This window comes from Pseudomonas lundensis, from assembly GCF_015377145.2.
GTDB lineage: Bacteria > Pseudomonadota > Gammaproteobacteria > Pseudomonadales > Pseudomonadaceae > Aquipseudomonas > Aquipseudomonas lundensis.
Genome location: NZ_CP062158.2, coordinates 3465184 through 3484011 on the forward strand (window position 1 = coordinate 3465184; position 18828 = coordinate 3484011).

An 18828-nucleotide genomic window follows, 5' to 3' on the forward strand; every position below is an offset into this window, starting at 1 on the left:
AGTGTCTGACTATTATTGCCCCACTGTGTCCCTGTTAACCCTTTTCAACATAAGGTTATCCTCATGTCCCTGATCAACGAATACCGCGCAACTGAAGAAGCTATCAAAGAGCTGCAAGCTCGCCTGAAGAACCTGTCGGAAGACGACAAACTTCAAACTGAGCTGGAATTCGAAGGCAAACTGCGCACGCTGATGGGCGAATACCAAAAATCGCTACGCGATATTATTGCGCTTCTGGACCCAGAGTCCAAAGTAAGCAAAACGCCACGCGGTGTTGTGAAAACTACCGGTACCAAACGTGCCCGTAAGGTTAAACAATACAAAAACCCGCACAACGGCGAAGTGATTGAAACCAAAGGCGGCAACCACAAAACGCTGAAAGAGTGGAAAGCCAAGTGGGGCGGTGACGTGGTAGAAGGTTGGGCAACTTTGCTCGACTAAGTAACACCCGCTCGCAGCCTAGTTGCGATGCTCTAAAAAAACGCCAGTTCGCTGGCGTTTTTTTATTGGCGCCGGTTAATCCTCGCTGCCCTACTCGCCTTCGACAAACAGGCGACGGCTGATCCCTTCGGCATACCGGCGCCACTCATCCAACAACGTCAATTGCGCAGGCGTTGCGCTGCGTGACAGGGCTGCCAGGCTCTCCAGAAATGCATCGAGGGTCAACGGCGCGCCCATCTGCGGATCGGACAATCGCTGCTGGCAGAACACCCGCCAGCGTGCCTGCTCTTGCTCGCTCAACGTATCGGGAAAGTTACGCGCCCGGTACCGAAACAATAATTCAGGTAATCGCTCGTCATCAAAAGGCCACGTATCTTTGGCCAGAGCCTGCGGATCACTGAGTCTTACTTGTTCGCACAAGCGCCGGTCACGGTCACCGATAAAACCATCATATAACTGCTGCTCGGGATCGCTGCTCGGCACAAAGTCTTCACCGGCATAAATCGCCGTTAATTTATCCCGCCAAAGTTCCTGCGCTTCGATAAGTGTTTGCGCCCGTGCCTGGTATTGGCCAACGTCCAATTGCAAACGCGCCTGATCCTGTGCACGCACTACATTCATCGGCGCCACCACCGGACAACGATTAACGTGTATTAGCTTGAGCGGCACCGGTAATTGCCCTTCGGGCAAATCTTCTCGACGTGTATAGAGCAGTGCACGCAGTGACTCTGCGTCCAATTCCAATAATGGCCGTGGGTCAAAGTGCAAATCACAGACAATCAGCGCATTGCGGTTTTTCGGATGCCACGCCAAGGGCAGCACCACCCCTAAATAATGACGCGCCGCCGAAAACCGTCCTGAGATATGCACCATCGGCTGTAACAGTCGAACCTGATCCAGCACCCGCTGTTTCGTTCGCAACTGGAAGAGCCACTCATATAACTTGGGTTGTTTGTCGCGAATCAATCGGGCCAGGGCAATGGTGGCGCGCACATCCGACAACGCGTCATGGGCCTGACCGTGATCAATCCCGTTAGCCGCGGTCAAGCGCTCCAGCTTCAGGGTGACGCGCCCCTCCTCTTCAGGCCACACAATCCCTTCAGGGCGCAAGGCATAGGCGGTGCGCACCACATCGATCAAATCCCAGCGGCTGTTGCCACCCTGCCATTCACGGGCGTAGGGATCGAAGAAGTTGCGGTACAGACTGTAGCGCGTCACTTCGTCATCAAATCGCAAGGTGTTGTAGCCTGCGCCGCAGGTGCCGGGCAATGACAGGTGCGCGTGAGTGCGCGTCATGAACTCGCCTTCGACCAGCCCCCGGTCTTCCAGGCGACTGGGCGTGATACCGGTGATCAGGCAGGCCATAGGGTGCGGAAGGATGTCGTCGCTGGGCTGACAGTAGAGATTGAGCGGCTCGTCAATCTCGTTCAATTCAAGGTCAGTGCGAATGCCGGCCACTTGTACTGGCCGGTCACAACGAGGGTTGATGCCGGTGGTTTCGTAGTCGTACCAGAAGATAGTGGTCACGGGGTGTTCCTGAACAGTAGACCCCGCAAGTCTAGGCGTTCAGCCCTGAGCAAGACCAGCCCTGTGCGGCCTCAGGCCGACGCTGGCAAGGGATAAAAGCTGAAATACTGGCGCAAGGCCGTGATCAGGGCGGTGTATTCGGGAGGCGGCTGATAGAGGGTGAAACCGGCGTCGTAGTAGCGCGGCGTGACATCTTCATGGCACCACAGGCAGCGCGCTGTCAGGTCGACCACTTGCACATGACCATCACTGTCCGGCAGCTTGAGTCGCAATTCGAAATTGGCATCGACCAACAACGGGAGCTGGCTGATGAGCATCAGCCCGTCCTCGCAGACGTTGCCCAGATACCCCATGGGTTTGTCCGTGAAGCGATTGAACACCTTCAAGAAATACGGCAGTTGATGACGCTCGATACGGCGATCAGTAAACATGCTGAATATCACTTTGAAAGGCCATTAAGCATGGCCGCGCTAGTACCAGGGCCCCCAAAGCTGCACGACGCCCGGGAGCTGAAATGACCACTCAAGTGGTTCGCAAAGGCTTATGTCACTCACGGTCAGACTGTGCAGACACACAAACGTCACTTCGCATATCGCACAGCAATATTAGTAAATGCAGGGCAAATGGCCAGCTCGCGGTTAAATTTTTGCCGGGATGGCCTGCGAATTGGCGTTGCCGGGTATGAACTTGAGGATGCGCAACGTTTCAATACGCGCCTTGGCCCGATACGCCCACTCGCTCTGCGGGAACTCCTTGATGATCCATTCGTAGGTCTGGGCAGCATCCAGGTAAAACTTCGTACGCTCCAGGCACAAACCGCGCAGCATGGCCGTTTGTGGCCAGATATAAGGACGGCTACGGCTGTCGCGATCGACTTCCGACAGCTCCAGCATGACCGCCTCGCAATTGCCTCGGTCGTAGGCGCGATAAGCATTGTTCAAGTGGTGATTCATCGACCAGCGGGTGCAACCGACCACACTGGTGGCCAACAGTACAACGAGCAAAATTCGCATGGGTATCTCCTGTTCTCAGCAGGGTATCGACCCGGCGAGCGAATTCTTCAACCAATGACCGTATGCACCACAACTTAAGTCGAAAGTAGTGCAGAGGAACAATGACTACAACTTGAGACCATAGTAGCCTTTGGCAGCGCTTGAACTCAGGAGTCTTTGCATGTCCGTTCGTCGAACCAAAATCGTTGCCACCCTTGGCCCTGCCAGTAATTCACCGCAAATGCTGGAGCAGCTGATCCTGGCTGGCCTGGACGTTGCCCGTCTGAACTTTTCCCACGGCACGCCCGATGAGCATAAGGCCCGCGCCAAGCTGGTGCGCGACATCGCCGCCAAGCACGGCCGCTTCGTCGCTCTGCTGGGTGACCTGCAAGGCCCGAAAATTCGCATCGCCAAATTCGCCAACAAACGCATCGAGCTGAAAATCGGTGATCGTTTCACCTTCTCCACCAGCCACCCGCTGACAGAAGGCACTCAGGAAATCGTCGGCATCGACTACCCGGATCTGGTCAAGGATTGCGGCGTGGGCGACGAACTGCTGCTCGACGATGGCCGCGTGGTCATGCGTGTCGACACCGCCACCGATGACGCCCTGCACTGCACCGTGCTGATCGGCGGCCCGCTGTCGGACCACAAAGGCATCAACCGTCGCGGTGGCGGCCTGACAGCCCCGGCACTGACTGAAAAAGACAAAGCAGACATCAAACTCGCGGCCGAGATGCAGGTCGACTACCTGGCCGTTTCGTTCCCGCGTGATGCGGCGGACATGGAATACGCCCGTCAACTGCGCGACGAAGCCGGCGGCACCGCCTGGCTGGTGGCCAAGATCGAACGTGCCGAAGCCGTGGCCGACGACGAAACCCTCGACGGTCTGATCAAGGCCAGCGACGCGGTGATGGTTGCCCGTGGCGACCTGGGCGTCGAGATCGGTGACGCCGAGCTGGTAGGCATCCAGAAAAAAATCATCCTGCACGCACGCCGTCACAACAAGGCCGTGATCGTTGCGACCCAGATGATGGAGTCGATGATCCAGAACCCGATGCCAACCCGCGCTGAAGTGTCCGACGTGGCCAACGCCGTGCTCGACTACACCGACGCCGTGATGCTCTCGGCTGAAAGTGCTGCCGGTGCTTACCCGCTGGAAGCCGTACAAGCCATGGCGCGTATTTGTGTCGGCGCTGAAAAGCACCCGACCAGCAAAACCTCCAGCCACCGCATTGGTAAAACCTTCGAAAGCTGTGACCAGAGCATCGCGCTGGCGGCCATGTACACCGCCAACCACTTCCCGGGCGTCAAGGCCATCATCGCCCTGACCGAGAGTGGTTACACGCCGCTGATCATGTCGCGCATTCGCTCCTCGGTGCCGATCTACGCGTTTTCCCCGCACCGCGAAACCCAGGCCCGTGCCGCCATGTTCCGTGGCGTCTACACCGTGCCGTTCGACCCGGCCTCGTTGCCGCCAGAACAGGTCAGCCAGGCTGCCATTGACGAGCTGCTCAAGCGCGGCGTTGTCGAAAAAGGCGACTGGGTCATCCTGACCAAGGGCGACAGCTACCACACCATCGGTGGCACCAACGGCATGAAGATCCTGCATGTCGGCGACAAAATGGTGTAAGCCTTAACCGGCCCACACCCCAAGCCCCGCCCGAGCAATCCGGCGGGGCTTTTTGCTTCAGGGAGCGGCTTTATGGATAAAACCGGATAACGCCGCCACTGCCTCAGGCGATTTCAAGCGCTGAATAAACAGCCAGCTTTCTTCTTCAATCACCCGTTGCAACTGCTCACGCCCCGGCGCCCTCATCAACCGCTTGCTGTCCTGCACCGCGGCCGGGGCCAGCGCAGCCAGTCGATGCGCAGCCGCATGGGCTTGGCGCAGCACCGCCTCACCGTCCTCCAGCGCGGCATTGGCCAGCCCCCAGTTCGCCGCCTGCTCCCCGCTAAACCCCTCACCCAGCAGCAACAACCCGGCCGCCCTTGCCTGCCCCAGCCGTTGCGGCAACAGCAGGCTCGACCCGAATTCCGGGCTCAGGCCCAAGTTGACAAACGGCATGCGCAGCCGTGCATCGCCGGCCACATACACCAGGTCGCAATGCAGCAACAGCGTGGTGCCAATGCCCACCGCAGCGCCAGCCACCGCAGCCACCACCGGTTTACGGCAGGCCAGCAAGCTGCGCATAAAGCAAAACACCGGGCTGTCCATGTCCGTCGGCGGGACTTCAAGAAAGTCCACGATGTCATTGCCGCTGGTGAAACAGTGCGCACTGCCGCACAACACGATGGCATGCACCGACGCGTCAGCATCGGCCTGCTGCAGCGCAGTGGCCAGGCGGCTGTACATGTCGCGGGTCAGGGCGTTTTTCTTTTCGGGGCGATTCAGGCGCAGGGTCAACACCGCGCCGTCACGTTCACTAACGATGGTTTGAGTCATGGGCACGCTCAAAAAGGGGAAAGACAGCACTCAACCCCGACTTAAAAAGGCATCCGCCAGCAGTTGGTTGCGCGACAACCCGGCCAGGAACAAACGCTTGGCGAACGCCTCCACCGTGTCAGGATGCCCACACACTAGGGCACGTGTCTGGCGCGAAACAAGGCGCATCCGGACTAGAAAATCCGCCAATTCATCCTGCCGTACGTATTCGACCTGCAACTGAGGGTGGGCTTGGGCCAACGCTTGCAGTTCGGCCTTGAGGTAATGCCCGGCCTCATCACGGGCTACATGCACCACACGAATCGGGCCGTGGTGCGCTTGGCGCAAGGCTTCACGCAATACGCCATACAACGGGCCCAGCCCGCTACCCGCCGCCAGCAACCACAACGCCAGCTCCTGCCAGTCCGGGTCGTAATGCAGCGCCCCCCCGCGCAACTCGCCCAACCGCACCGCATCCCCCACCGCGAGCTGACGCGCCGCGCGGACAAAGGCACCGGGCTTGGCGCACTCGAGATGAAACTCCAGAAACGGGTCTTCTCCCGGCAAACTGGCCAACGAATACGGCCGTGCCACCCCGTCGGCCGTCCACAACACCAGATGCTGCCCGGCGCGATAGCGCAGCGGGCGCTCCGGCACGAGCCGAAGCCGCAACAACGTCGGGCTTAACCAGTCCAGCGCTGCCACCCGGGCAGGCAGGCCGTCTCGCACCGGATCAAACGCCTCAACCTGCAAATCCCCGACCACCTGGCACTGACAAGCCAGGCGCCAGCCTTGCTCGCGCTGGGCACGGGTCAAGGCTTCGGGCTTCAAGTCCAGCGGCTCGCCCTGCACGCAACGCACCAGACACGCATGGCAACTGCCCGCACGGCAACTGTAGGGCACACCCACCCCGGCCTGATTCAGGCTGTCGAGCAAATTACTGCCGACGGTAACCGGCCAGCACTGATTGGCGACGTGTAACTCGGGCACTTCGGGGCTCCTGTGGGCAATTAGTCTTATAGACGCTAGCGGGTTGTGAGGGGCCGAGTGCCCCGCACGCCCGCAAACCCGTGCAATCAATAGCATGCGCAGGCTCTGGGCCCTTATCGCAGCCTTGGGCGGCGACTACAAGTTTTGCCTGCTCAGGTGTATCAATGAGAGGGCCGGGTTATACTGCCGCGCCTTTTTTGTGCCGGTCATGCGTGCCCGGTGCATCCCTGCAAAGATGTTTACGACAGACCGAACGACCCAGGTCGCAAACACCTTATTGAATGTTCCCGTCTTATAGAGGAGCGCGACCCATGACCGTGATCAAGCAAGACGACCTGATTCAGAGCGTTGCTGACGCCCTGCAATTCATTTCCTACTACCACCCCGTGGACTTCATCCAGGCCATGCACGAGGCCTACCTGCGCGAAGAATCGCCGGCAGCCCGTGACTCGATGGCACAAATCCTGATCAACTCGCGCATGTGTGCCACCGGCCACCGCCCGATCTGCCAGGACACCGGCATCGTCACCGTGTTTGTACGTGTGGGCATGGACGTGCGCTGGGATGGCGCCACCATGGGCCTGGACGACATGATCAACGAAGGCGTGCGTCGCGCTTACAACCTGCCGGAAAACGTCCTGCGTGCTTCGATCCTGGCCGATCCGGCCGGTGCCCGTCGCAACACCAAGGACAACACCCCGGCGGTCATCCACTACTCCATCGTCCCGGGTAACACCGTGGAAGTGGACGTAGCGGCCAAAGGCGGCGGTTCCGAGAACAAGTCGAAAATGGCCATGCTCAACCCGTCCGACTCGATCGTAGACTGGGTGCTCAAAACCGTTCCGACCATGGGCGCTGGCTGGTGCCCACCGGGCATGCTGGGCATTGGGATCGGCGGCACGGCTGAAAAAGCAGCCGTCATGGCCAAAGAAGTGTTGATGGAATCCATCGACATTCACGAGCTGATCAAGCGCGGCCCGTCCAACCGTATCGAAGAGATGCGTCTGGAGCTGTTCGAAAAGGTCAACCAACTCGGTATCGGCGCCCAGGGCCTGGGCGGCCTGACCACCGTGCTCGACGTAAAAATCATGGACTACCCGACCCACGCCGCCTCGCTGCCGGTGTGCATGATCCCGAACTGCGCCGCCACCCGTCACGCCCACTTCGTACTGGACGGCTCCGGCCCGGCCGCGCTCGAAGCGCCACCGCTGGACGCCTACCCGGAAATCGTCTGGGAAGCCGGCCCGTCGGCTCGCCGTGTCAACCTCGACACCCTGACCCCGGAAGACGTGCAAAGCTGGAAGCCGGGCGAAACCGTCCTGCTGAACGGCAAAATGCTCACCGGCCGTGACGCCGCGCACAAACGCATGGTTGAAATGCTGAACAAGGGCGAAACCTTGCCGGTCGACCTCAAGGGCCGCTTTATCTACTACGTGGGCCCGGTTGATCCGGTGCGTGACGAAGTGGTGGGCCCTGCCGGTCCGACAACTGCAACGCGGATGGACAAGTTCACGCGCCAGATCCTCGATCAGACCGGCCTGCTGGGCATGATCGGCAAATCCGAGCGTGGCCCGACCGCCATCGAAGCGATCAAGGAACACAAAGCGGTGTACCTGATGGCCGTCGGCGGCGCGGCTTACCTGGTGGCTCAAGCGATCAAGAAGTCGCGCGTGGTGGCGTTCGCCGAACTGGGCATGGAAGCGATCTACGAGTTCGACGTAAAAGACATGCCGGTGACCGTGGCTGTCGACAGTTCAGGCGAGTCGGTGCACATCACCGGCCCGGCGATCTGGCAGAAGAAAATCAGCGAAAGCCTGGCGGTAGAAGTGCAGTAAGCGCTTTTAAGTCAGACACAAAAACGGCCGGGTTAAACCGGCCGTTTTTTTATGCGCGCAATGCACAAGCCCCTCACTCAACCCTCTGCTAAAGGGAGGGTTGGGGTGAGGGCAGGCCTGGACTCAAAACGCGTTACGGAAGATTTCTTCAATCTGCGCCTGATCGGCTTTGCGCGGATTGGTCAGACCACACGCATCTTTCAATGCGTTGGTCGCCAGAATCGGGATGTCATCCAGCTTGGCGCCCAAGTCCCGCAGGCCCGCCGGGATGTCGACAGCTTTGGCCAAGGTCCGAATCGCCGCAATCGCCGCCTGAGCACCCTCTTCCGGGCTCAACCCGCGGATATCCGCGCCCAGCGCATGGGCCACGTCAGTCAGGCGTGACGCACACACGCTGGCGTTGAAGGTCTGCACGTGGGGCAATAGCACGGCATTACACACGCCGTGGGGCAAGTCGTAAAAGCCGCCCAACTGGTGCGCCATCGCGTGCACAAACCCCAGCGACGCATTGTTGAACGCCATGCCGGCCAGAAATTGCGCATACGCCATGTTCTCGCGCGCGGTCAGGTCCTTGCCGTCATGAACCGCCTGACGCAGGTTTTGGCTGATCAGCTCCATCGCCTTGATCGCACAGGCATCGGTAATCGGGTTGGCCGCAATGGACACGTACGCTTCAATGGCGTGCGTCAGCGCGTCCATGCCGGTGGCCGCCGTCAGGCCTTTGGGCATGGCCACCATCAATTGCGGGTCGTTGACCGACAGCAGCGGCGTCACGTTGCGGTCGACGATGGCCATTTTCACGTGGCGCTCTTCATCGGTGATGATGCAAAAACGCGTCATTTCACTGGCCGTGCCGGCGGTGGTATTGATGGCCACGAGGGGCAGTTGCGGCTTGGCCGAGCGGTCGACGCCTTCGTAATCGCGAATATGCCCGCCATTGGTGGCGCACAGCGCAATACCCTTGGCGCAATCGTGGGGCGAGCCACCGCCCAGCGACAGCACGAAATCACACTGATGTTGCTTGAGCACAACCAGACCGGCTTCCACGTTGGCAATGCTCGGGTTGGGTTTGGCCCCGTCGAACACCACCGCATTGATGTCCTGCGCGGCCAGTTTTTCGGCAATCATGGCCGCCACGCCCGCCTTGGCCAGCCCGGCGTCGGTCACGATCAACGCGTTGCGAAACCCATAATTGCGAATTGCAGTCATGGCTTCATCCAGACAACCGTTGCCCATGATGTTCACGGCCGGGATAAAAAAGGTACTGGTCATGGCGAGTCCTCTTTGCGGGCGCACCCGCGACGCTGATGAAGTCAATGAGCATAGCTTCAACTCATCAGCGCATCCGGATGTTGATCTGGCTCAACACATGGTCGTGATAAAGTCCCGCACCGCCCACGCTTTGAGATGACCTACGCGATGACCCCCTTCCAGGAATTTGATGCCGAACTAGAAGACTGGAACGCCCTACGCACCAGCACCCCGTGCAGCGGCTTGCTGCTCGGCAATGGCGCAAGCATGGCCGTGTGGCATGACTTTTATTACGACTCGCTGTTTGAAAAAACCAAAAGCGTGGCCGAAAAACCCCTCAGCCAGACGGAACTCAGCGTGTTTGACGCCTTGAACACGCGCAATTTCGAGCACGTACTCAGTGCCCTGAAAACCGCGAGCAAGGTCAACAAGGCGCTGGCCATCAGCTCTGCATCACCGCGCAAACGCTACTACGCCATCAAGGAAGCCCTGATCAACAGCACTCAGGATGTCCATATTCCCTGGCGCTTGATGTCCGCCGCCACGCTGGATTGCTGGCAGGAAGAACTGGCCCGCTACAGCACGGTGTATTGCTCCAACTATGACCTGCTGGCGCCGTGGGCGCTGATGCAGGCGCCCAAGCGTTTCAACGATTTGTTCCAGACGCCGGGCGCCACTTTTGAACTGGCGCAGGCCGCAGCCAAAGGCAAAACCACCCGCGTGCTGTACCTGCACGGCGCGCTGCACCTGGTGAAAAATCAGGAAGGCAAGGCACGCAAATCCGTGGGCGATCCCGCCGCGCTGCTCAGCAACTTCGCCATCAATCACTCCATCAGCGCGCTGGATGACGTGCCGCTGTTTGTCAGCGAAGGCACCAGCGACGACAAGCGCAAGTCGATCCGGATGTCGGATTACCTGTCGTTTTGCCATGAACAGTTGATGGCCCACAAAGACAGCCTGTGCATCTTCGGCCACAGCCTGGGTGAGCAAGATCAACACCTGATTGACGCCCTGCGCCTGGCGCCCCTCAAAACCTTGTGCATCTCGATTTATCCGCGCAGCGAAGCCTTCATCCGCTTCCAGAAAAACCATTACACGCAGCTATTTGCACAGAACAAGGTGGCATTGCGCTTCTTTAACGCTAAAACGCACCCATTGGGCGACAGCCGTCACTCAGTACCGGTCGAGCGCTGAAAACGCCCTTCGCCTTACTCCTCGGTGCTGTGCACCACCACCAACAATTGCGCTTGAACCTCACCCACCGAACGCACGCGGTGAGGTTTTTGCGCATTGAAATGCAGGGCATCGCCGCGCTGCAAAATCACCCGCTCATTCATGAAGTCGACCTCGACCGCACCTTCGTGCACAAACAAAAATTCTTCCCCCACATGCGCTTTGAAGCTGGGATCAGCGAACGCTGCGGGCGGGTAAATCATGAATGGCAGCAAGTTACGCTCACTGACCTGGTGTGCCAGCACAGCGTAGCCCGGTGAGTGCTCGCTGCCCGATAGCAACTGGCGCTGATCGCTGCGCACCAGGCTGTAACCCTCAATCCCGGCCTTGTCCTCAGCGAACAACTCTTCGACATTGACGTTCAGCGCCTTGGCCAACTTGAGCGCGGCGGCGATTGAAGGGGTGTTCAAGCCACGCTCGACTTTCGACAAATAGCTCTTGGTCAGGCCGGAATGTTCAGCCAACGCCTCAAGGGTGATGCCCAGTTTTTTTCTGAGTAATTTCAAACGGATAGACATGTAGAGCGATTAATCCATCAAGGGAGCTGCGAGTTTTACTTGCCAATGACACTTTGTGTCATATAGCCTCTTAAGTGTCATAAGCACTGCCACCCATCACCTTCGACGCCATGGGGGCAGACACATCCGGCAATCACCGAGGACACCGACATGGCCAAGACCTTAGCACTCCCGAAAGAGCAACTGGTCAAGCAAGCGCTTGTGCAGATGCAAAATACGCTGGCGGATAATACGTGGACTGACCGGCAAAAGCTGGCACTCACCTGCCGCATTCTGTTCGAAAACGGCCACGACTCCGGTCTGGCCGGGCAAATCACCGCCCGCGGGCCACAACCCGGCACCTATTACACCCAGCAACTGGGCCTGGGGTTTGATGAAATCACTGCCAGCAATCTGCTATTGGTCAACGAAGACCTGGAGGTGCTTGAAGGCCACGGCATGCCGAACCCGGCCAATCGCTTCCACAGCTGGGTGTACCGTGCCCGTCCGGATGTGAACTGCATCATCCACACGCACCCCACCCATGTGGCCGCGCTGTCGATGCTGGAAGTGCCGCTGGAGATTTCGCACATGGACCTCTGCCCGCTGTACGAAGACTGCGCGTTTCTGGAAGGTTGGCCGGGCGTGCCGGTCGGCAATGAAGAGGGCGAACTGATCGCCGGTGCGCTGGGGGACAAGCGGGCAATCCTGCTCTCGCACCACGGTCAATTGTCCACCGGCGCCAGCATTGAAGAAGCCTGCGTCATCGCGCAACTGATCGAGCGGGCAGCCAAACTGCAATTGCTGGCCATGGCCGCAGGCACCCTCAAGCCCATCATCCCGGCCCTGGGCCGCGAAGCCCATGACTGGATCAGCCGCCCCAAACGTCATGCGGCCGCTTTCAATTACTACGCCCGGCAAAACCTGCGTCGTCATGCCGACTGCCTGAACTGAGCCACCTCCCTCCCCCACAGGACACCCACCATGACGACTCCAGTAATCCACGGCATCATCGGCTACACCATCACCCCGTTCAGCGCAGACGGCAGCGCCATCGACCTGCCCGCGCTCGGGCGCTCCATTGACCAATTGATCGACAACGGCGTGCACGCCATCGCGCCACTGGGCAGCACCGGCGAAGGCGCGTACCTGAGCGACGCCGAATGGGATCAGGTCAGCGAATTCAGCCTCGCCCACGTGGCCAAACGCGTGCCGACCATTGTCAGCGTCTCCGACCTGACCACCGCCAAAGCCGTGCGCCGCGCCCGCTTTGCTGAACAGCACGGCGCGGACGTGGTCATGGTGCTGCCGGCTTCCTACTGGAAACTCAGCGAGGCTGAAATCCTGGCCCATTACCGTGCCATCGGCGACAGCATCAACACCCCGATCATGCTCTACAACAACCCGGCCACCAGCGGCACTGACATGTCGGTGGACTTGATCCTGAACATTTTCAACACGGTCGACAACGTGACCATGGTCAAGGAAAGCACGGGCGACATTCAGCGCATGCACCGCTTGCAACAACGAGGGGAAGGCCAAGTGCCGTTCTACAACGGGTGCAACCCGCTGGCACTGGAGGCCTTCGCTGCGGGTGCGAAAGGTTGGTGCACAGCGGCGCCGAACCTGATCCCGGCGCTGAATCTGGCGCTGTATGACGCCGTACTGGCCAACGATCTGAACGCCGCACGCGCGCTGTTCTACCGCCAGTTGCCATTGCTTGAATTCATCCTCAAAGGCGGTCTGCCGGCCACCATCAAGGCGGGTTTGCGCCTGACCGGCCTGGAAGCGGGCGACCCGCGACTGCCCGTGTTCCCGTTGGCCGACGCTGGCGTAACGCAGTTACACGGGTTGCTGGCTCAACTGAAATAACCCTGCTCCGGCCGACGCGCACCGGGCTGCCTCGCCCGGCACGTCGGCCACCGGCCCCTCACAGCTTCTCTTTGATGACCGTGGTGGGCCCATTGCTTTTCACACTGGCAATGCCCTTCTCTCGCGCCGCTTCGGTGCTGTATTGCTCACTGGTGCCGATGATCTGGTGATTGGCCGCCTTCAGGTTGAAATACGGTTTGCCGTCTTTCGCCACCTTGCGGTCATAGCGTTCATCCAGCGAGCTGTTGGCCTGAACCGAAGCAATGCCCTTTTTCGCCGCCTCGTGCGTGGTGTACTGCTCACTCACCAAAATGGTTTCGGCATTCGCTGCTTTCAATACGAATCGGAACTGCCCGTTGCTGGTCTTGCTCAACTCATACCAACCCGACATAGCGTTTCTCCTTGTGGCTGAAGGTCATGTGTCCCCTTCAGTAAAGCGCTCACCCAGCAATTAGCCATTTATCTGTAGGAAAAAAGAAAAGGTGAATTTACATAGAGACAAATAGTAATAATTCTCGATACCATTCGCAGCTTATTTTGCATCGCTGAGTCCACAAGGATTTTCATGTCTCGCTTTAAACCTGACCCCGCGTTGGCCGAATCCTTACGCGAGTTCTATACGCAGATTCTGCATTTCCTGCGTAAGCGCACCGACAACGCCAGCGATGCAGCTGACATGACGCAAGACGTTTTCACGCAATGGTTGGGCTATCAGGACCGGGCCAAGGTCCAGCAACCCCGGGCGTTTTTGTTTCAGATGGCGCGCAACCTGCTGCGCGATCACTGGCGACGCCAGCAGGTGCGCCAATCCGTTCATGCGGATCAGGTTGAACGCGAAGACGAGCCGTTAAGCGATGAGAGGGATGACCCCATGCTGGCCGCACACCGCCTGCAACGGCTTGAACAGCTCAAGACCGTACTCGCAGAGCTCTCGCCCCGGCGCCGTGAAGCCCTTATCCTGCACCGCTTCGAAGGGTTGAGTCAGGCGCAGATCGCGCAACGCATGGGAATCTCGGTCAGCATGGTAGAAAAGCACATCGCCTTTGCGTTGTTGCACTGCAAGCAACATTTACAGCGGGACAGCGGCAAGGAGCAGCCACAATGAGCCCTTTTCAATCGGCCGCCCACGACAGCATTGATGCGCAGGCGGCCAGCTGGTTTGCACGCAATCGCAATCGGCCCGACGCACAGACCCGCGCGCAATTCGACGCCTGGCATGCGCAACCGGCGCATGCACGGGCGTATGCCGAGTTCGAGTCGCTATGGGCCGACTTGGGCGAACTGCAACACCGGAACAAACCGCTGCCACTGCCAGTAAAACCGGCGATCAAGCGTCGTTCGACGTTTGCCCTGGCTGCGGCGGCAGCCGTGTTGGGTGCCGTGCTGGCCTTGAACATCGGCACCCCCGTCACGCTGCACCAGCAACAGCTCACGACCCAGTCCCAAGGTGCGAAAACCCTGACACTGCCCGATGGCAGCACCCTCTACGTCAATGCCAACACCCAACTGCGCCTCGATTTCAACGCACAACAACGCGACATTTACCTGGAACGCGGTCAGCTGTACATCGAGGTCGCGGCCAATAAAGACCAGCCGCTGGTGGTGCACGCCGGTGACGCGCGCATACGGGTGGTCGGCACCGGTTTCGATGTGCGGCGCAGCCCACGCCAACTGGTGGTCAGCGTCGCCCACGGCCAGGTTGCGTTCGTGCCTGACGCCAAGCGCTCTGCCCTGCTCGGCGCCGATCAGCGTGCCACGTACGACTACGCGCGCCAGACATTGACTGAACACACCCTCACGGCCAGCGAAGTCGGCGATTGGCGCAACGGGCACCTGGCCTTTCGCAACCGCGAGCTGGCCAGCCTGATCGACGAACTGGACCTCTACCGGCCCGGCATCATCGAACTGGCCAATGGGCCGCTCCAACAGTACAAAGTGTCAGGCCACCTCGACGTCAATGATCCGCTGGCACTGGTGAAAGCCTTGCCCGCCTTGATCCCGGTGAACACCGTGTGGCTGGACAACGGAAAAATCCGCATCGAACCCCGCTAAAAAAACATATGCGAATATTTTGCATTCGCATATGTGGTTTTTTAATGGCCCCGCGTCTTCCTTCGGTCTGCGTTGTTAACGCATGTCTTTTTGGCCTTTGTTGCCGCACTGGGGGATTTCATGTTTCGCGCACCGCATCACGTCTCGCATTTCTGCACACGCCCGACCCTGCTGGCCGCCTGCCTGGCGTTCTGCCTGCAGGCTCACGCCGAGTCGGTCCAACTGCAACTGCCTGCACAGTCGCTGGCCAATTCGTTGAGTGCCGTGGCCCGGCAAGCCAACATCCAGTTGCTGTTTGACGAAGCACTGTTGCGCAACATCAAGGCCCCGGCGCTGAGCGGCCGTTACAGCGCGCAAGAGGCCATCAACCAATTGTTGCGCGGCACCGATTTCAGCCTGACCCAAGTCGACCGCACCTTCGTCGTGCGCCCCAAGGAAGAAGGCACGACGACCAGCAACAGCCTGCAGCTCAGTGTCATGAGCGTGATCGGCACCGGCAATGAAGTCGACTCCAGCAACGTCGGTAAATCGACCCTGACCCAAGCTGAAATCAATCGCTATCAGGCCAACAACATTCCCAGCCTGCTGGCGACACTGCCCGGCATCAACCTCGGCGGCTCGCTCAAGCCCGGTGGCCAGACCATCAACATTTGGGGCATGGGCGAAGCCGAAGACGTGCAGATGACCGTCGATGGCGCGACCAAAAGCGGCTTCGAACGCTACATGCAAGGCACCATTTTCATTGAGCCGGAGTTGATCAAGGGGCTGGTGGTCGAGAAAGGCCCGCACGATATACGCACCGGCAACGGCGGCTTTGCCGGCTCCGTGCACATGGAAACCAAAGACGCCCCGGACTTGCTCGCAGAAGGCAAAGACACCGGCGCCATGCTCAAGTACGGCTACAGCAGCAACGATCACCAGCAGGTTTACAGTGGCGCCGTGTATGGCCGCACCGATGATGGTCGCGCGGATGCGCTGGTGTATTACACCAAGCGCGATGGCGACAACATGAAGCTGGCCGGGCACATGCCAGACCCCAAGAATGCCTACCCGATCAACCCCAAACGCTTGCCCAACACCGCCCAGGACCTGGACGCGCAACTGCTCAAAGTGAACCTGCACTTCAACGAAGAGCACAGCCTGGGGATGTCGTACTCACGCTCCAACAACTACCTGTGGGTGCCCTTCTCGGCCATCAGCTACCCGGCCCCGCCGAGCCAGGCCAACATCGACAAATATGGGTACGACATCGCCACCCGGCGTTACTTGTCGAACCGTTCGACCATCGACACCACGTGGTCCGCCAAATACAAGTACCAGCCCCTTGAAAACCCCTTGGTGAACCTTGAGGTCAAGTACTCGCATTCCAATACCGAGCAAACCGATACGCGGGGCGCTCAAGCTTATTTCCAGCCGTCCACCGGCGGTCGCAAGATGGAAACCGGCTACACCGACGACATGGTGCAAATCGAAAACGTCAGTCTGTTTGCCAGCGGCCCGCTGGACCATGCCGTGACCACGGGCATGCAGGTGCGCAAGCACCAGCGTGATGTCGACATGTGGATGCCGGGCAAGACCTACGAAGTAGAAAAATACAACTACGGCCACTACCAGCCCAGCTTCATGCCCAAAGGCAAAGTCGACACCCACAGCTTTTACCTGCAAGACGCGATCACTCTCGGTGACTTCACCCTGACCCCGTCCGTGCGGTACGACCACGTGCGTAACCGCGGTGAAGAAAACGATGCACCGTTCTATAACCACGCGGAATTGGGTCACGACTACAGCGACAAAACCTACACGGGCTGGTCGCCTCGCCTGTCAGCCTTTTGGAAAATCACCCCCAACACAGCGCTGTTTGTCGACTACAGCAAAACCTGGCGCGCCCCGGTCATCGACGAACAATACGAGCTACAAGGGCTCGGCAGTCGCACAGCGACCAGCCTGAATCTGAAACCGGAAAGGATCACAGGCTGGCGAGCAGGCAACATCACCAACTTCGATCAGATCTTTACTGACAGCGACCATGCACTGATCCGCACCACGCTGTTTCAAAACACCGTCGACAATGAAATATTCAAGGCCACCGGCGTCGGCTGTGCCGCCCAGACAGCGGCGGGCAGCCTGTCCAAAGACTGCGGGCCGGGCAACATACCGAACTACCGCAACATTGGCAGTGTGACCATCAAGGGCTTTGAAGTTGAAAGTTTCTACGAATCCACGTACCTGTTCGGATCACTGTCGTACGCGTGGATGACTGGCAAACACCAAGGTGCCTACACCAACCCGTGGGGGCCAAACGTCTGGGCACGTGACATTCCGGCGCCTAAATGGGTCGCCGTGCTGGGGACCAAAATTCCGGCATGGGATGCACGCGTGGGCTGGAAAGGTGAGTTCGTGCGCAAGACCGACCGTCTGCCAAGCGACAAGTACTCGGGTAACGAGATCAGTGTGTTAGGGGATCGCTACTACGACCAACACGCCAATGACGGGTACAACGTGCAGGGCCTGTTCGCCAACTGGACCCCTCAGCAGCCTTACCTCAAAGGCACCGAGGTCAACTTCACGGTCGACAACCTGTTCAACAAAAGTTACCAGCCGATGCTCAGTGGGGATAACGCCTACAGCCAGGGCCGCAATGCCAAGATCAGCGTGACCCGTTTCTTCTGAGAGCGACCCTGGCCGCTGCGGCGAGCACGACCATCAACCGTGCTTGCGCGGCACCACATTCAAACCGATCGACGGCACCCGACGCTGACTCAGGTAACGGGTGCAACTGACCCGCAGGAACGAGGCGAAGTTGACCACTTCGCCTTGGTAATCCATCACTTCTTCGTAGAGCTTGGCCACCAGTTGATTGGTGGTCATGCCATCGGCGTCGGCGATTTCACTGAGGATGTCCCAGAACTGGTTTTCCAGACGCAACGTCGTGACCACGCCACCGATACGCAACGATCGCGAGCGTGACTCGTACAGAATCGGATCGGCTTTGACGTACAGTTCACACATGGTCACGCCCTCGTCTTACACGGTAATGGTGGTGCCCAGCAGGCTCACAAACGCCGCCAGCCACGCAGGGTGCGCGGGCCAGGCAGGCGCGGTGACCAAATTGCCCTGCACATGGGCCTGGCTGACGTCGATATCCATAAACGTACCGCCCGCCAGTCGCACTTCCGGGGCACACGCAGGGTAGGCGCTGCACTCGCGACCTTCCAGGATCCCGGCCGCCGCCAGCAACTGCGCACCGTGGCACACCGCAGCGATGGGCTTACCGGCCTTGTCGAAGTCGCGCACCAGTTCAAGTACTTTTTCATTCAAGCGAAGGTATTCCGGCGCACGACCACCTGGCACCAACAAGGCGTCGTAGTCGCCCGCCTTGACCGTGTCGAAATCACAATTCAGGCCAAACAGGTGGCCGGGCTTTTCGCTGTAGGTCTGATCGCCTTCAAAGTCATGAATGGCCGTGCGCACGGTCTGCCCCGAGGTTTTGCCCGGACAGACGGCGTGCACCTGATGGCCGATCATCAACAGCGCCTGAAACGGCACCATCACTTCGTAGTCTTCGACGTAATCGCCCACCAGCATCAGAATTTTTTTCGCCGCCATGTCGCGTACTCCCGTGAGTGAGGATTGCCCTGGCAGGCGCTGCCGGAGGCAGGCCTGCGGGTCATCGTTGGTTTTCGAAAGCTCGGAAACCCCACAAGAGTAGTCAC

General features: G+C 59.3%; 19 protein-coding genes. 9 read left to right on the forward strand and 10 right to left on the reverse strand.

The genetic code is table 11. The annotated features are described in order from the left end of the window. Positions 1 to 63 precede the first annotated feature (63 nt). The gene (gene mvaT / locus IF654_RS16310) at positions 64 to 441 is read left to right on the forward strand and encodes a histone-like nucleoid-structuring protein MvaT (RefSeq protein ID WP_047276768.1); all 378 of its coding nucleotides are present in this window, start codon (positions 64 to 66) and stop codon (positions 439 to 441) included. A gap of 90 nt (positions 442 to 531) precedes the next feature. On the opposite strand, the gene sbcB is transcribed toward mvaT, so the two are convergent. The 3 genes from sbcB to IF654_RS16325 all read right to left on the reverse strand — a co-directional run bounded on the left by sbcB (position 532) and on the right by IF654_RS16325 (position 2981). Then, on the reverse strand, positions 532 to 1968 hold the full coding sequence (gene sbcB / locus IF654_RS16315; protein ID WP_194862228.1) for an exodeoxyribonuclease I: 1437 nt from the start codon (positions 1966 to 1968) through the stop codon (positions 532 to 534). Positions 1969 to 2039: 71 nt separating this feature from the next. Further along, complete coding sequence (locus tag IF654_RS16320) at positions 2040 to 2399, reverse strand: pilus assembly protein PilZ (RefSeq protein ID WP_047281023.1); 360 nt, start codon at positions 2397 to 2399, stop codon at positions 2040 to 2042. A 207-nt stretch (positions 2400 to 2606) separates the two neighbouring features. Next, positions 2607 to 2981, reverse strand: coding sequence for a tetratricopeptide repeat protein (locus tag IF654_RS16325; protein WP_047276773.1), 375 nt, complete (start codon positions 2979 to 2981; stop codon positions 2607 to 2609). A gap of 160 nt (positions 2982 to 3141) precedes the next feature. On the opposite strand from IF654_RS16325, the gene pyk reads away from it, so the two are divergent. Then, positions 3142 to 4593 carry a pyruvate kinase gene (gene pyk / locus IF654_RS16330; RefSeq protein ID WP_047276775.1) on the forward strand — a complete coding sequence of 484 codons (1452 nt, stop codon included), beginning with the start codon at positions 3142 to 3144 and terminating at the stop codon, positions 4591 to 4593. 57 nt (positions 4594 to 4650) lie between these two features. Here the strand turns inward: pyk and IF654_RS16335 are convergent, their stop codons facing one another. Both IF654_RS16335 and IF654_RS16340 read right to left on the reverse strand, forming a co-directional pair. Further along, positions 4651 to 5406: an enoyl-CoA hydratase-related protein gene (locus IF654_RS16335; RefSeq protein WP_047278034.1), complete on the reverse strand. Its 756-nt coding sequence runs from the start codon at positions 5404 to 5406 to the stop codon at positions 4651 to 4653. A gap of 30 nt (positions 5407 to 5436) precedes the next feature. After that, positions 5437 to 6375 (reverse strand): iron-sulfur-binding ferredoxin reductase, encoded by a 939-nt coding sequence (locus tag IF654_RS16340; RefSeq protein WP_094987787.1) that lies wholly within the window; start codon positions 6373 to 6375, stop codon positions 5437 to 5439. 311 nt (positions 6376 to 6686) lie between these two features. Between IF654_RS16340 and IF654_RS16345 the strand changes: the two genes are divergently transcribed. Then, complete coding sequence (locus IF654_RS16345) at positions 6687 to 8210, forward strand: fumarate hydratase (protein ID WP_047276780.1); 1524 nt, start codon at positions 6687 to 6689, stop codon at positions 8208 to 8210. A gap of 123 nt (positions 8211 to 8333) precedes the next feature. On the opposite strand, the gene yiaY is transcribed toward IF654_RS16345, so the two are convergent. Further along, positions 8334 to 9482 (reverse strand): L-threonine dehydrogenase, encoded by a 1149-nt coding sequence (gene yiaY, locus IF654_RS16350; RefSeq protein ID WP_047281025.1) that lies wholly within the window; start codon positions 9480 to 9482, stop codon positions 8334 to 8336. Between the two features lie 147 nt (positions 9483 to 9629). On the opposite strand from yiaY, the gene IF654_RS16355 reads away from it, so the two are divergent. After that, positions 9630 to 10655, forward strand: a complete 1026-nt coding sequence (locus tag IF654_RS16355; protein WP_194862227.1) for a DUF4917 family protein — start codon at positions 9630 to 9632, stop codon at positions 10653 to 10655. A gap of 14 nt (positions 10656 to 10669) precedes the next feature. On the opposite strand, the gene IF654_RS16360 is transcribed toward IF654_RS16355, so the two are convergent. Further along, positions 10670 to 11212 carry a helix-turn-helix domain-containing protein gene (locus tag IF654_RS16360; RefSeq protein WP_047276786.1) on the reverse strand — a complete coding sequence of 181 codons (543 nt, stop codon included), beginning with the start codon at positions 11210 to 11212 and terminating at the stop codon, positions 10670 to 10672. Positions 11213 to 11362: 150 nt separating this feature from the next. Between IF654_RS16360 and IF654_RS16365 the strand changes: the two genes are divergently transcribed. Both IF654_RS16365 and IF654_RS16370 read left to right on the forward strand, forming a co-directional pair. Beyond that, entirely contained in the window at positions 11363 to 12145 is a 783-nt protein-coding gene (locus tag IF654_RS16365) for an aldolase (RefSeq protein WP_047276788.1), read from the forward strand. Positions 12146 to 12175: 30 nt separating this feature from the next. Then, positions 12176 to 13063 (forward strand): dihydrodipicolinate synthase family protein, encoded by an 888-nt coding sequence (locus tag IF654_RS16370; protein WP_047276790.1) that lies wholly within the window; start codon positions 12176 to 12178, stop codon positions 13061 to 13063. Between the two features lie 58 nt (positions 13064 to 13121). Here the strand turns inward: IF654_RS16370 and IF654_RS16375 are convergent, their stop codons facing one another. Beyond that, positions 13122 to 13454: a YegP family protein gene (locus IF654_RS16375; protein ID WP_194862226.1), complete on the reverse strand. Its 333-nt coding sequence runs from the start codon at positions 13452 to 13454 to the stop codon at positions 13122 to 13124. A 174-nt stretch (positions 13455 to 13628) separates the two neighbouring features. Here IF654_RS16375 and IF654_RS16380 point away from each other — a divergent pair, with 174 nt between their 5' ends. The 3 genes from IF654_RS16380 (at position 13629) to IF654_RS16390 (ending at position 17785) form a co-directional block, all read left to right on the forward strand. After that, positions 13629 to 14168 (forward strand): RNA polymerase sigma factor, encoded by a 540-nt coding sequence (locus IF654_RS16380; RefSeq protein ID WP_047276793.1) that lies wholly within the window; start codon positions 13629 to 13631, stop codon positions 14166 to 14168. Further along, positions 14165 to 15115, forward strand: a complete 951-nt coding sequence (locus tag IF654_RS16385; protein WP_048376294.1) for a FecR family protein — start codon at positions 14165 to 14167, stop codon at positions 15113 to 15115. The genes IF654_RS16380 and IF654_RS16385 overlap by 4 nt, the downstream gene beginning before the upstream one ends. A 120-nt stretch (positions 15116 to 15235) precedes the next feature. Continuing rightward, positions 15236 to 17785 (forward strand): TonB-dependent receptor, encoded by a 2550-nt coding sequence (locus IF654_RS16390; RefSeq protein ID WP_194862225.1) that lies wholly within the window; start codon positions 15236 to 15238, stop codon positions 17783 to 17785. 33 nt (positions 17786 to 17818) lie between these two features. Here IF654_RS16390 and IF654_RS16395 read toward each other — a convergent pair whose 3' ends face one another. Both IF654_RS16395 and IF654_RS16400 read right to left on the reverse strand, forming a co-directional pair. Continuing rightward, complete coding sequence (locus tag IF654_RS16395; RefSeq protein ID WP_047281031.1) at positions 17819 to 18124, reverse strand: ribbon-helix-helix domain-containing protein; 306 nt, start codon at positions 18122 to 18124, stop codon at positions 17819 to 17821. A gap of 15 nt (positions 18125 to 18139) precedes the next feature. Beyond that, positions 18140 to 18721 carry a DJ-1/PfpI family protein gene (locus tag IF654_RS16400; RefSeq protein ID WP_047276800.1) on the reverse strand — a complete coding sequence of 194 codons (582 nt, stop codon included), beginning with the start codon at positions 18719 to 18721 and terminating at the stop codon, positions 18140 to 18142. Between the last annotated feature and the right edge of the window lie 107 nt (positions 18722 to 18828).